Raw genomic sequence first — 14106 nt, forward strand, 5'->3', positions numbered from 1 at the left:
TTACTCTGGCTTGTTTAAGAAAAGATCATCCGAACGGATGATGCTTAAGCCTTCTGACGTGCTGAGTATGAGCCTATGACAATCATTCAGCCAATAAAAAGTGAGACGGTAAGTAAGCAAACCAAGCTCTACCTTGTTCCATCAGTTGATAAAGAATTTGGACCAGAGTGGTTTCACCCCAAATTTTCACCGATGCCTTCAGCTTTATCAGATTTACCAGAGCTACATCAATGGAGTGAATCTTTTGTAATTAAAGTACTGGAAGTGTGGTCTGGGCGTAGAGCCTTATCTCAGTTATCAAGAAATTGTCACAGATCGGTATTGAAAAAGATTAATGAACAGATGTGTTCTTTGACTCAAAGATGTCAGATTAGAAAATTCTATTTCCACCAACCAATCGAAGGTGTTGTTGAAGTGACAGTCACTCTCAGGGTTATCGATCGAGTTAGATCTTTAATTTTAAGATTTGAAGGTGTTGATAAAAGATGGATCTGTACTGAATTAACTTTGCTTTAAGACTGTCCGTGACATCTCTTATATTTTTTGCCTGATCCGCATGGACATGGTGCATTTTTGGACGTACCGCCAGCTGCACTTGGTTCGATATCTGCCGCTGAGTATTTAAGTTCAGCTACTGGAGCTGGTGCAGGTGTCAGGCCTTTAGCGCCAACTTGATCACCTTCTACTTGTACCTCAACATGGAATACAAAACTTACCAACTCTTCTTTTAGAGCATCCATCATTGCTGTGAATAAATCAAAGCCTTCGCGTTGATACTCAACCAAAGGATCACGTTGTGCCATAGCACGTAGTCCAATTCCTTCTTGCAGATAATCCATTTCATAAAGATGCTCTCGCCACTTGCGGTCTAAGACTGAAAGTAAAATCTTTCTTTCTAGCTCTCGCATTACTGTTGGAGTTAACTCTGATTCTCGTTTTTCATACGCAGCTCTTGAATCCTGCAAGATCTTCTCAAGTAAATACTCACTATCTAGTGCTACTGCTCCGCCAATCTCAGCAAGCATTTGTTCATCAGTAAATGAGATTGGGTAAAGAACTTTTAAAGCATTCCATAATGTCTTTAAGTCCCAATCCTCAGCCACTCCCGTTGCTGTTGCCGAATCCACATAAGCTGTAATTGTCTCTTCAAGTGAAACCTCAACTAATTCCTTTATGTCTACACCTTCTAAGACCTCACGTCGTTCGGAGTAAACAACTTCACGTTGCTTATTCATAACATCGTCATATTTCAATACGTTTTTACGCATTTCAAAGTTTAAAGATTCAACCTGAGTCTGAGCAGACTTGATCGCATTGCTAACAATCTTTGACTCCAATGGAGTTTCCTCTGGCATACCTGCTGCTCCAAGGAATCTTTCAACTAAGCCAGAGTTAAATCTGCGCATTAAATCATCTTGTAAAGATAAATAGAATCTTGATTCACCTGGATCACCTTGGCGACCAGATCGGCCACGTAGCTGATTATCAATACGCCTTGATTCATGACGTTCTGTTCCAAGTACATACAGACCACCAAATGAAACTACCTCTTCATGTTCTTTTGCTACCGCAGCTTTTTGCTTTGCAATTTCATCCGGCCATGCTTTTTCGTACTCTTCCGGTGAATCAGCTGGATTTAAACCTTTGCGTTGTAATTCAAAATCTGCCATAAACTCTGGATTACCACCAAGCATGATGTCAGTTCCACGACCAGCCATATTTGTAGCAACAGTTACTGCGCCAATAGTTCCAGCACGAGCAATAATTGCAGCCTCACGTTCATGTTGTTTAGCATTTAAAACTTCATGTGGCACGCCATTTTTCTTCAAGATTGAAGATAACTCCTCAGATTTTTCAACACTTACCGTACCCACTAGAACTGGTTGGCCTTTTTTATGCCGCTCAACAATGTCATTTGCAACCGCAATAAATTTGCCGGCCTCTGATTTATAAATCAGATCAGATTGATCAATTCTTTGCATTTTTTTGTTTGTAGGAATTGGTATAACGCCTAATTTGTAGATTTGCATAAACTCTGAAGCCTCAGTCATCGCAGTACCAGTCATACCGCTTAACTTCTCATAGAGTCGGAAGTAATTTTGAAGGGTAATAGTGGCTAGTGTTTGGTTCTCATCCTTGATATCAATTCGCTCTTTTGCCTCTAATGCTTGATGTAAACCATCGCTATACCGGCGTCCTGCCAGCATACGGCCAGTGTGCTCATCAACAATTAATAGTTCACCGTCCATAACGACGTAATCTTTATCTCGCTTGAATAATTCTTTAGCTCGAATCGCATTGTTTAAATAGCCAATCATTGGCGTATTAGCAGCTTCATAGAGATTTTCTATACCGAGTGCTTCTTCAACTCTAGATACACCCTCTTCTAAAATACCTACTGTTCGCTTTTTAATATCCACTTCATAATGCTGCCCAAGATTTAATTTTCCTACTAAATTAGCAAACTCTAGATACCACTTTGTTGCTTTATCTGCTGGTCCGGAAATAATAAGTGGAGTTCTTGCTTCATCAATTAAAATTGAGTCAACTTCATCAACTATTGCAAAGTTATGAGCGCGTTGCACACAATCAGCCAAACTCCAAGCCATATTGTCGCGTAGGTAATCAAAGCCAAATTCATTATTTGTTCCATAAGTTATATCTGCTGCATATGCTTCGCGGCGCTCGGTAGGTGACATGCTGGCAAGAATTACGCCGACTTTTAATCCCAAGAATCTGTGTACTCGACCCATCCATTCACTATCACGCTCAGCCAAATAATCATTTACCGTAACGATATGCACACCTTTACCAGTAAGAGCATTCAAATAAGCGGGCAATGTTGAAACTAAAGTTTTACCTTCACCAGTTTTCATCTCTGCAATGTTGCCCCGATGCAGTGCTGCTCCACCCATTAACTGAACATCGTAATGACGTTGTCCTAAAGTTCGTTTAGCAGCTTCTCGAACAACAGCAAAAGCTTCAGGCAAAATAGAATCTAAAGATTCTCCATTTGTATATCGCTCTTTAAACTTATTTGTTTTATCTCGTAGCGCGTTATCGTCAAGAGAAATGATTTGACTCTCAAATCTATTAACTTCTTGAGCAATTTTTGCCAATTGCTTTATGGCTTTACCCTCACCAGCGCGCAAAACCTTGTCTAATAAACCCACAAAGATCCTCCGCTGGCCTCTAAAAAATTATTTGAAAAATGCTTAGTGGCTTATGGTATTAGAGAAATACGCCCCACCGCACACGCAGTAATACCTGCAGCAATGGTCATTTTGGCTTCAGATAGGGCTCTGACCCCCTCCAGCATTGATGCGCCGGTGGTTATTAGATCATCAATCAAGTAAACAGCTCCCTGAGGAATTTCACAGGATTTAACTGCAAATTTCCCTTTCGTATTATCCATTCTTTGTTGGCTGCTTAATTGAGACTGATCCTTAATACTCTTTTTTTGAAAAAGTATCGGTGCATAATTTACAGTGACTGATTTTTCTTGTAAATCTCTTTGAATATACTCTGCAAGAACATTTATGTGATCTCGGCCTCGCTTTCTAATCGCAGAAGGTGAGGAGGGAATTGTTATAAGAGTGATAACTCCATTAATTTGCAAGTCCAAAATTGAAAATAATATTGCGTCAGAAATTGACGAAGCTAGAAGTGCAATTGCGTTTAAGTCATTGTCTTCTTTGGCAGCTAAAATTACCGAAGCAGTTTTACTGGTGTAATCACTCTTAAAATAAATCGGTTTACTATCAATTGAACTTTTCTTGATACTGGTATTCCAACCTGCAAAACATGCTGGGCAGAGCCAAAATTGCAGTGCGGAGCAGCTAATGCACGCTTTGGTAAAGACTAATTCTTTTAAAGATTTTAGGGAATTAAGCACCTAATCTTTATATCAGAATTAAGCGTGAAAATTCCTAGATTTTATTTGCTGTTGAGATTAAATCATCTGGTACAAGAGCAATTGGAAATGATTGCACCGAGTTACCGTGAAGCTTTGGCAGAGTTAACACAAAGTGAGCACCATGTTGCGGTTTACCCCAAGCCAGTAATTGTCCTTGGTGAAGTTTTGCATCCTCTAAAGCAATAGAAAGTCCGAGCCCAGTTCCACCACTAGTTCTAGCTCTTGAAGGATCTGCCCTCCAAAAGCGATCAAATAAATAAGGGGCATCCTCTTCATTAAAACCTAAGCCATAATCTCTAACACCAATGGCAACTTCATTCTCACTTGTTTTGATCTGAACTTGAACTTTTTTGCCTTCACCATGATCTACCGCATTTGTAATCAAATTTCGAAGAATTCTTTCAATTCTTCTTGGATCACCTTCAATCTGAATTGGTTCGGCAGGAGTTAAAACCTCAAAAAGTGCTGATTTGCTTGGGTGTAAATAATCAACGGTTTTCTTTACCAAGTTAGCAATATCAAAATTAACAACACCTAGTGCTGCTGCTTCAGCATCAAATCGGCTCACTTCAAGCAAATCTGATAGTAGTAATTCAAATCGATCAATTTGATTAATTAACAATTCACTGCTTCGAGCAATATTGGTATCGAAATTGCCTTTCTGCTCATAAATAACCTCAGCTGCCATACGTAGGGTTGTTAATGGAGTTCTCAACTCATGAGAAACATCGGAAACAAATCGCTGTTGCAGCATAGATAAGTTCTCTAATCTAGCAATTTGCTGTTGAATTGAAACAGCCATTTCATTAAATGAGTTACCTAAACTTGCCAATTCATCATCACTAGATACAGACATACGACTAGTTAAATCACCTTGTGTAAATTTCTCAGCCACAGCTGCTGCTTGTTGAACTGGTGAAACAACCTGCCTAATTACAAATTGAGTGCTTAATCCAATTAATAAAACCAACAATAATCCTGCTGCAAATAAGGTCCAGGTAATTACTGAAATGCTCTGATATTGAGCATCTAACTTGAAAAGGTAGTAAATTTCATAGACACCAGTGCGTGGAATATTTAATTTACCGCCAATTAAGAAGCCAGGAAACTCTTTTCCATCTGAGTATCGAATAGTTACTCGTTTATCTAATACCTCATCCGCCTGTCTAACCTGTTCACGAAAGCTTTTTGGAATTGAATCTAGAACCAATAATGTTGGAACAGTTTGATAAACACTCTGTTCATTTCCACTCTTAGCAAAGGGCAAAATTACAGTTTCGCGTCCAGACAAAGAACCATCTTCTCTGCTGGATGTAATGAAATCCTGCACCACCTTGTTTAAACCGGAATCATCTTGAAATCTTGCAATATTAAAATGTCCTTGCGCTAAGTAGAGAGCATTAGCAGTTTCAACTTTTGATATTGCAATTTTTTCATTAATGATTGTGGTTGCCACCCGATTATGAACGGAAATACCGATAACTGCAGCAATAATGATTGAAAATGCAAGACTTGTTAGCAGAACTTTAAGACTTAGAGATTGTCTAATCTTAATTTTGCTAAGCAACATGGCTAAACCTTAGCCGCCCCCGCCTTATAGCCAACACCTCTTACTGTTAAAACATATTCAGGATTATCCGCATCACTCTCTATTTTTGAGCGCAATCGTTGGACATGCACATTTACTAGACGAGTGTCAGCAGCATGTTGATAGCCCCACACCTCACTTAATAATGCCTCACGTGTGAAGACTCTTCCTGGTTCTTTTGCAAGTGCTGCAAGAAGATCAAACTCCAAGCGGGTTAGAGCTATCTCTTTTCCATTCTTTATAACTTTGTGCTCCATTTGATCAATAACTAAATCGCAAATTCCAAGAGTTCCAACCTTGGCTACTCTTCTTAATCTTGTGTTAATTCTTGCTACTAATTCCTGTGGTTTAAATGGTTTAACCATGTAATCATCAGCGCCTGCTTCTAATCCCAACACAACATCATGGGTATCACCTTTGGCAGTTAACATGACAATTGGCACCATTGATTTTTCTCTAATTAATTTACAAACCTCGATACCATCAATTCCAGGTAACATAACATCCAATAAAATTAAGTCAGGTGTATTTGCATTAAAGAGATCCATGACCTGATCACCACGGTTTACTAAATCAACCTCCATGCCAGCACCGGTTAATACGATGCTAAGCATCTCTGCTAAGTCTTGGTCGTCATCAACAACCATGACCAATGGCATTTAAGAGCCGTGTTCCCAGGAGTTTAAGTAAAGCTCTTGTGCTGGAGTCAAAACGTCTAACGCAGATCCCATGCTCTCAAGTTTCAAACGAGCAACATCTTTATCAATTGAAACTGGAACATTGTGAAGTCCTGCAGTTAAATTCTTGCCAGCCTTTAATAACCATTCTGCGGTTAGAGCTTGGTCTGAGAAAGACATATCCATTACAGATGCTGGATGTCCCTCAGCAGCGCCAAGATTTGCAAGTCGTCCTTCTGCAATTAGCAAAATTCTGCGTCCATCAGCCATTACATACTCATCTGTTTGGTGGCGCATCTTGGAGTTCTTTTGCTTTGAATTCTTTTCTAGCCAAGCAACATCAATTTCAATATCAAAATGTCCAGAGTTGGCCAAAATAGCGCCATCTTTCATTTGCTTGAAATGCTCATCACGTAATACATCGCGATTACCGGTAACAGTAATAAAAATGTCACCAATCGCTGCAGCTTTTGTCATTGGCATAACTCGGAAACCTTGCATTAGCGCATCTAATGCTTTAGTTGGATCAATTTCGGTAATAACTACCTCAGCGCCCATGCCCTTAGCGCGCTCGGCAACACCTTTACCGCAGTAACCAAAACCGGCAACTACAACGATCTTTCCAGCAACTAATGTATTAGTCGCACGGAATATTGCATCAAATGTGGATTGTCCAGTGCCGTATCGATTATCAAACATGTGCTTGGTGTCAGTGTCATTTACTGCAATCATCGGGAACTTAAGGGCGCCATCTTTAGCCATTTGGCTAAGACGAATAACACCAGTGGTAGTTTCTTCACAACCAGCCATTACGCCTTCGATTAACTCTGTGCGAGTTGTGTGTAGAACATTTACCAAGTCACAGCCATCATCAAATACAAGTTGTGGCTTAATATCTAGAGCTGAATTTAAGTGTCCGTAATATCCATCACGATCAACTGCATTTCTTGCAAAAACTGAAATCCCGTACTCATGCACAAGTGCTGCTGCAGTGTCATCTTGAGTTGAAAGTGGATTTGAAGCACAAAGTGCTAAATCTGCTCCACCGGCTTTTAATGCCAACATTAAATTTGCAGTCTCAGTAGTCACGTGCATACAAGCTGCGATTCGAACTCCTGCAAAAGGTTTTTCCTTTGCAAATCGATCCTTAATTTGTGCCAGAACTGGCATGTTACGAGCAGCCCATTCAATCCGCTTTTTTCCTTCACTTGCTAATGCGGGATTTGCTATGTCATTTTTAATCGCGGTTGTGGTGCTCATTTACTCTCCTATTAAGTCGACTACTAAATTGTGGTTGATCAGGTTATTGCTAGAGGGCAAAGATACCCTGTCCGAATTGATTTATCACCTCTAAATAAGGGCTAAGACTGTGTCCCTAATCTCGGCCATCTGTTTTTCGGTATTTGCCTCAACATTTAGTCGAAGTAATGGCTCGGTGTTTGAGGGACGAAGATTAAACCACCAGGTATCTGCTGTGATTGTTAATCCATCTAACTCATCAACCTGATAACTGCCTTGGTACTTTTCTCGAATCAGATTGATGGACTTCTTAGCATCTTTAACTTTGCTATTAATCTCACCACTTGAAAAATACCTGTTATAAGGTTTAAGTAAATTTGATAAGGGTTTGGAAGTAGCCATTAACTCTGCCAATGCATAGAGCGCTGCCAGCATTCCAGAATCTGCACGCCAAAAATCACCGAAGTAAAAATGTCCAGAGTGCTCACCGCCAAAGACTGCTCCAGATTCGGCCATTAAACTTTTTATGTATGAGTGTCCCACGCGACTCCGAAGTGCGGTGCCACCATTTTCAGAAATAACCTCAGGCACAGCCTTAGAGGAGATTAGGTTGTAAATAATGGTTGCACCAGGGTTTGCTTTTAGCTCCCGAACTGCAATCAACGCAGTTAACGCGGATGGGTTTACCAAATCACCATTTTCATCAACCAAAAAGCAGCGATCAGCATCGCCATCAAATGCCAAACCTATATCTGCTTTTTCTTTCTTGACCCGCTTTTGAAGTGCCTTCAGATTCTCTGGTTCAATTGGATTTGCCTCATGATTTGGAAAATTTCCATCAAGTTCAAAATACATTGGTACTAAGTCAATCTTTAATTTTTCCATAACAGCTGGCGCGGTAAAACCAGCCATTCCATTTCCAGCATCAATTACTACCTTGAGTTTACGCTTTGTGAAAGTTTTCTCTGGAAATCTAGCCAGCAGATAATCCACATACTCCGTAAGCAAATCCTGCTTTCGAACAGTTCCAACAGGTCGATTAGATATTGGTACACCTTCTTCGATCAGCTGACGAATCTTTATTAAGCCAGACTCTTGACCAATTGGTTTAGCACCACTCTTACAAAGCTTCATTCCATTGTATTTAGCAGGATTATGACTTGCGGTGAACATAATGCCTGGCAAATTTAATTTTCCTGATGCAAAATAAAGCATGTCAGTTGATGCCAATCCAATTCGGATTACATCCATACCTTGGCTTGTTGCGCCATCTGAAAAAGCATCTGCAAGTGGTGAAGATGAAGGTCTCATATCTTCACCGACCACGATAGTTGCCGGCTCACGTTCTAGCTCTAGAAATTTGGCATATGCCACACCAAGAGAAAATGAAAAATCAGGAGTGATCTCATCTTTTACCAAGCCTCTTATGTCGTAGGCCTTGATAATTTTTTCTAACATAATGCCCTTAACTTAGGGGTTGGGTTGTAAATTTAAAAATTAATTTGAAGGTAATACTCGCAGATGTCCTCTACGGCCCAGCTCTGGCTGCATGCTTTTGTTACCGATATCTGTATTTGCCACTTCTCGCACCGCGTTAGCAATCGCCATTAAATCTTCATCTGATGGACCAGTGTTGTGATCAATTATCTCTTCCTTAATCACATTCCAACCAACTGGCACTGTTAGTCGTTCGCTATGAGCTGCGCAAAGATCATAATTATGTGGCTCTGCATAAGTTGAAAGTGGTCCTAATACCGCAGTTGAATCAGAGTAAATATAGGTAAGAGTTTTTATTGCAGCACTTGTGCAACTTGCTCTAGAGCATCGGCGACTTACAGATTTTCGCATACCAACAGATTAATACGACAAAGGTATAAAAGTTGGGATTTAGCCTCTACTAATTACCCTGGCATCGGAGATTGGCTCAGCAGCAGTTTCTAAGTTAGCACCATTATTCATAGGTATATAGCTACTACCAATACCTCCAACCTCAGGCAAAAAGATTACTCCCCCGCTTATTCCATCTCGGCTAGCAGTAACTTCTAGACGATTTAAACCAACTGGTGCTCGCCAAGTAACAAAGTTTGAAGCAGAAAGTTTTTTTACAATTTTCTTTCCATTTGTCCCAGTTGCGGAGATTTGGACATTTATCCGATCGCCAACAAAATTAAGAGTGGGTCTTGAGCCAGTTAAGTTAACACTCCACTTCTTAAGTTCATCAGCTCCCGTTGCCCAGGCTATTTCAGGACTTTTACCGTAAGTAAAACTACTTAGCACTGAAGCAAAAATTGGTTGATCTGAATTAACAATTACAGAAAATGGTTGATCAATCTTGGCGAAGGTTAATGGAATGTCCAAAACTTTCTGGCTCTTAACATCAAGTTGGGAAAGTCCAACCGGAATAAAATTGCCATCATTAGAATTGATAGTCACATCAACATTGGCATCAATTGTTGCTGGAACTAACAACCTAAGTGTGTGACTGACTGAATTAGTATTACTTGCTAGTTTTCCTGACAAGCCCGTGATGGCCGGAATCGTTGCAACTTTGCGCGCGATCGTAACCGGTGACACAAAATCTGCTCCAAGGGATTTAAGACCTTTTTTCCGCTCGTCAAACAAATAGGAGCTGACTCGTCCTGATTTAGTTTTTACCGCAATAGCAATTGATTCCTCTCCAGGGACTAAGGAGTCAATTGAAATTTTCTTAGATGAGTTTTGTGGAATAGAAACAATTTTTGGCTCTAGCTGACCGTTGGGTGTGAATATCTCAATATCAACTGATGATTCACTAAAGCCGCTATTAATGATAAAAAGATAAGACTTACTTGTTAACGCACCTGAGCCACCAATGAACCACTGTTCCCCATTACTTATTGAACATGGAACAACTGCTTTCCAACCATTATTTGCAAATGTAAGTGATGTGCCAGGATTGCCCTCAACTAATATTGCGTTATCTTTCAATGCAATTACTGAACTTTTTCCAGGATTTAGTCGCTTGCTGGTGCCATCAATAGATCGCCTATTAACTTTTGATTTTGTTAGTGCAGCAATTGATGAAACTTTATTACCAATGGCAGGACACACAGTGGCAGGATAAGAACTAGTCAATTTAACCTGTTCACTGCGCTCTGGAGCAAAATAGGAAAAACCAGCCAAAATCAACAATGCCAGAGAGATCGCTAAAACCTTTATGTTCAATTTAAATCCATTTTTGCTAGAAAAAGTTATAGATTTTTGTCTCATACCAGCTCCTTCAACGGAACTTCTCGTTTTCTTCGGCCAGCTGGTAGCGCCAAAACAATCGCAGATATTAAGGCAATTAATTGAATTGAGATCCAAGCTCTACGGTTTGTTCCATCATGAGTTAAAGAAAATTCACCAGGCTCTAAAATTCTGAACATCGGTATTCCAAATGGATGTTGTTCTATCGGAACTACTTTTCCATTTAGTAGCAGATGCCAAGCTTTATCGTATTTTTCAGCTAACAAAATAATGCCCGGCCCAGAAACATAAGAGGTCGATGCTTTGTCAGTTGAGCTAATTGGAAAAAACTTTCCTTGGGTATTTTGATAAGTAACTCGAGCGTGAGATTTCTCTACCTTCCAAACAACGCCATCTTTAGTTGCAGAGCTTCTAGTGAATCCACCAATGCCATCAACTATTCGAACCAATCCTGCATCAGCCGGATTTTTCATATAAACATATTGGATTCCATAATGTCCCAGAACTTGGCTACTACTACCACCGACTCCATTTACTAAATCAACAATCGCTTTGTGAAATTGCTCAGGTGTTTGACTTGCAACATCGGCTTGACCAATTTGCAGATCACTTCCTCTTGTTACAAAGTACTGCAACCTTTCTGGACTCTTTCTAATCACTAAAGTTTTCGGACGCTCACTTGTGCTGGCAAGATCAGTAATAAAGGCAGGTATGACTTGCTCTTGATTTGATCGGACCAAAGAATCAGCGCCCAAAGTGGCACTCCAAATTGAGATTGAAAGCATGGAAACTATTGTGACTATCGAAGTTAAAACCGAAGCTATATGTCGAAAGCCAAAGTTGCTGCGTTTAAGTTGCGGCAGAATTCGCTCAGCGATAGCAAATATTGATAGCAAAGTCATTAGTTGAGCAAAAACTATTAACGGCCCACTGTATATCCGCTGCGCACTGCTGCTGTTTCCGTCGATGTAGTACGAGCTAAGAGTTGCTGCTAAGACGATTGCAAATAATGCACCAGTTGCACATACACGTTGATCTTTTGAAATTAAACCAATTAATAAGTAAAGAATGAATGGCGCCAAAATAAATAGAGCAGGCGAGCTTGGTCCTCCTGGATTAAAGAGCAAAATCGAAAGCGGGTTATCTGACTCAATTGAAAGCCCTGGCTCACGAATAGCTGATATTGGGTTTAACAATAAATTTATTGAAATTGGAACATTAATCAAAATTGGAGTCAAAATTAAGGCAGAACGTCTCTTGAACTCATCTGTATCAAGATTCTTTAGAATTTGTTGCCAATTTCTAGTGCGCCAATTTGATATGGTGAAATAGGTATAGACAAATATTGATATGTGGAAAAGAGTCCAGATAAGTAGAAATAGCAGTGAAAATGCCCCCGCGACTGCAGCAAGTAAAGTAATGGAAAAAATCTTTCGCCAACTTAAATTATCCAAACCTCGATTTTTCTCAAGCAATGTGAATAAGCCTGGTAGCAGCATTGCGATCACAATCGTGCCAATACGGCCTTGATTTATTGCAGTAAGTGTCACCGGCGATAAGGCATAGATAAAGGCCACAAAAACACTTGAGTACTTGGTAAGTGAGTATCGCCTAGCTGTTCGATAGCTAAGTACAAATAACAAAGTAGGAGTTAAAAAGAAAAATGCTGCAATAAAACTCTGTGGATTTGCTGCTGTTACAAATGATGCAATGCCAACAATAGGAATCCAGGCTGGCGCGGCAGCACTACTACCTAGCCCAACTAAATGCCATGAGTTCACATAAGATGTTATTAATTCAAAAGCACTTGCTGGTGCTACCGCTAACGCTCCACCCGATAATGATCCAAAGCGATTTCGGGAGTAAAGGAGTGAAATAAATAATGTTAACAATATTCCCAAAAGCAACGGTTGTTTTACCAAAGAACGTATTTTGCTAAAACTCTTACTAGGCGCGTATTCGATCTCATCAAAGCTTTCATCTATTACACCAATATCTGAATAATTCTTAGCTCGTGTTATTTCACTATCAGCTCGGTTTGGCTTAAAAGCATTCACTAAAGAAGATGAAATTCTTTCTACGATTGAACGTAGTTGAAGACCACGACTTGGAATAAATGGTGTGATAACTCTGGCTGTTAAAACTTTGCTAGATTTTCGATAACGCCTAGATTTAATTAAATCTGCCGGCTTAAAAATTAATAGTGCAACTGCTGCAATCTCATCCGCTGCATAACCTGGCAACTTTGCCAGTAAGTAAATAATTGATCTACCAATTGAAGTGAAGAGAAGTTGAATTGCAACCCAGGGCAAAATCCACCAACTTGAGTTTGCAAGTAAAACAAAAGCTGCATTTCGCCGATCTAGTAGCAAAGGTCTGTGCAAGATTGCATCTCTAACGTCGACAGATCTGCGTTCAGATGATGCTGCCTCTGCATGATAGAGAATTGCTTCGCCAACACAAACTACTGAGTGACCAGCAATATGTGCTCGCCAACCTAGATCAATGTCATCTCTAAATAATTCAAGGCTGGGATCAAATCCACCTAACTCTTCAAATAGTGACCGCTTAATCAACATGCCAGCAGTACTTACCGCCAACACATCTTTAATTTCATCATGCTGGCCTTGGTCATGTTCTCTATCTTCTAGCGCAGTCCAGCGAGTGCCATTTTCAGTAATGCTGATGCCAGCTTCTAAAATATGCTTGCGGTCATACCAACCAAGAATTTTTGGACCTGCGATACCAACTTGTGGCCGGGCAACTACTGCCTCTAACAATTTAGCTAAGGCATAACGATCTGGCGCGCAATCATCATGCAAAATCCATAACCACTCTTGTTGATCACTTTCATAATCAGCTGGGGCAAGTTTTGCCACCGCTGCTGCAACTGCTGCGCCAAAACCATTTCGCCTAGATTTTTTTATTACCTCAATACCAGCGTTAGTTAGTAATTTAACTGAGCCATCAATAGATCCATTATCGACGGCAATTATTTGATCAACTTTATGTTTTTGAGAAGATAGGGAGGCAACAACCTCACTTAACCAGGTGACACCATCATGAGTAACAACTATTGCTGTTACAAATTGATCTTTAAGTTGGACTTGCGTCCCGGTGCTTTGCTTTTCAGCCACCCGTAATTTTATGCGCTACGGCGCTTTAAGCGACGACGCTCACGTTCAGATAATCCACCCCAAATTCCAAACCGCTCATCATGAGCTAGGGCGTACTCCAAACACTCAGCACGAACCTCACAGGAAAGGCAGACACGCTTTGCCTCACGGGTTGAGCCACCCTTCTCAGGAAAGAATGCTTCTGGATCGGTCTGAGCGCACAATGCGCGCTCCTGCCAAGAAAGTTGTTCTGAGGAAACTACAAGGGCTGCTAGCTCTGCACGCTGATCTGACATATCTCTCCTATGTACTCATCCGATGTAACTGGATTACCTAAGGGCC

General features: G+C 40.4%; 11 protein-coding genes. 1 reads left to right on the top strand and 10 read right to left on the bottom strand.

Translation table 11 applies throughout. From position 1 onward, the window contains the following. Nucleotides 1–75 precede the first annotated feature (75 nt). A complete protein-coding gene (locus tag B1s21122_RS05070) occupies nt 76–516 on the top strand; it encodes an Rv3235 family protein (RefSeq protein ID WP_095680326.1) in 441 nt (146 codons plus the stop codon). Here the strand turns inward: B1s21122_RS05070 and secA are convergent. The 10 genes from secA to B1s21122_RS05120 form a co-directional block, all read right to left on the bottom strand. Then, nucleotides 513–3173: a preprotein translocase subunit SecA gene (gene secA / locus B1s21122_RS05075; RefSeq protein WP_095680325.1), complete on the bottom strand. Its 2661-nt coding sequence runs from the start codon at nt 3171–3173 to the stop codon at nt 513–515. The two genes, B1s21122_RS05070 and secA, sit on opposite strands and share 4 nt — an antisense overlap. A gap of 50 nt (nt 3174–3223) precedes the next feature. Beyond that, on the bottom strand, nt 3224–3895 hold the full coding sequence (locus B1s21122_RS05080; RefSeq protein ID WP_223299049.1) for a ComF family protein: 672 nt from the start codon (nt 3893–3895) through the stop codon (nt 3224–3226). Between the two features lie 34 nt (nt 3896–3929). Further along, complete coding sequence (gene mtrB, locus B1s21122_RS05085; RefSeq protein ID WP_095680324.1) at nt 3930–5486, bottom strand: MtrAB system histidine kinase MtrB; 1557 nt, start codon at nt 5484–5486, stop codon at nt 3930–3932. A 2-nt stretch (nt 5487–5488) separates the two neighbouring features. Continuing rightward, the gene (mtrA, locus tag B1s21122_RS05090; protein ID WP_095680323.1) at nt 5489–6163 is read right to left on the bottom strand and encodes an MtrAB system response regulator MtrA; all 675 of its coding nucleotides are present in this window, start codon (nt 6161–6163) and stop codon (nt 5489–5491) included. Next, on the bottom strand, nt 6164–7441 hold the full coding sequence (gene ahcY / locus B1s21122_RS05095) for an adenosylhomocysteinase (protein WP_095680322.1): 1278 nt from the start codon (nt 7439–7441) through the stop codon (nt 6164–6166). A 90-nt stretch (nt 7442–7531) separates the two neighbouring features. After that, nucleotides 7532–8878, bottom strand: a complete 1347-nt coding sequence (locus B1s21122_RS05100) for a phosphomannomutase/phosphoglucomutase (protein WP_095680321.1) — start codon at nt 8876–8878, stop codon at nt 7532–7534. A 39-nt stretch (nt 8879–8917) separates the two neighbouring features. Beyond that, complete coding sequence (locus B1s21122_RS05105; protein ID WP_095680320.1) at nt 8918–9268, bottom strand: DUF3499 domain-containing protein; 351 nt, start codon at nt 9266–9268, stop codon at nt 8918–8920. Nucleotides 9269–9307: 39 nt separating this feature from the next. Continuing rightward, nucleotides 9308–10669, bottom strand: a complete 1362-nt coding sequence (locus B1s21122_RS05110) for a DUF5719 family protein (RefSeq protein ID WP_095680319.1) — start codon at nt 10667–10669, stop codon at nt 9308–9310. Next, nucleotides 10666–13785 carry a glycosyltransferase family 2 protein gene (locus B1s21122_RS05115; RefSeq protein WP_095680318.1) on the bottom strand — a complete coding sequence of 1040 codons (3120 nt, stop codon included), beginning with the start codon at nt 13783–13785 and terminating at the stop codon, nt 10666–10668. The genes B1s21122_RS05110 and B1s21122_RS05115 overlap by 4 nt, the downstream gene beginning before the upstream one ends. Before the next feature lie 8 nt (nt 13786–13793). After that, a complete protein-coding gene (locus B1s21122_RS05120) occupies nt 13794–14060 on the bottom strand; it encodes a WhiB family transcriptional regulator (protein ID WP_018224761.1) in 267 nt (88 codons plus the stop codon). Nucleotides 14061–14106 lie beyond the last annotated feature (46 nt).

The organism is Candidatus Nanopelagicus limnes (assembly GCF_002287885.2).
Lineage (GTDB): Bacteria > Actinomycetota > Actinomycetes > Nanopelagicales > Nanopelagicaceae > Nanopelagicus > Nanopelagicus limnae.

What these genes read in the sequence shown, in the direction of transcription:
- B1s21122_RS05070 (WP_095680326.1), top strand. Translation starts at nt 76, where the DNA reads ATGACAATCATTCAGCCAATAAAAAGTGAGACGGTAAGTAAGCAAACC.
- mtrB (WP_095680324.1), bottom strand. Translation starts at nt 5,486, where the DNA reads ATGTTGCTTAGCAAAATTAAGATTAGACAATCTCTAAGTCTTAAAGTT.
- mtrA (WP_095680323.1), bottom strand. Translation starts at nt 6,163, where the DNA reads ATGCCATTGGTCATGGTTGTTGATGACGACCAAGACTTAGCAGAGATG.
- ahcY (WP_095680322.1), bottom strand. Translation starts at nt 7,441, where the DNA reads ATGAGCACCACAACCGCGATTAAAAATGACATAGCAAATCCCGCATTA.
- B1s21122_RS05100 (WP_095680321.1), bottom strand. Translation starts at nt 8,878, where the DNA reads ATGTTAGAAAAAATTATCAAGGCCTACGACATAAGAGGCTTGGTAAAA.
- B1s21122_RS05105 (WP_095680320.1), bottom strand. Translation starts at nt 9,268, where the DNA reads ATGCGAAAATCTGTAAGTCGCCGATGCTCTAGAGCAAGTTGCACAAGT.
- B1s21122_RS05110 (WP_095680319.1), bottom strand. Translation starts at nt 10,669, where the DNA reads ATGAGACAAAAATCTATAACTTTTTCTAGCAAAAATGGATTTAAATTG.
- B1s21122_RS05120 (WP_018224761.1), bottom strand. Translation starts at nt 14,060, where the DNA reads ATGTCAGATCAGCGTGCAGAGCTAGCAGCCCTTGTAGTTTCCTCAGAA.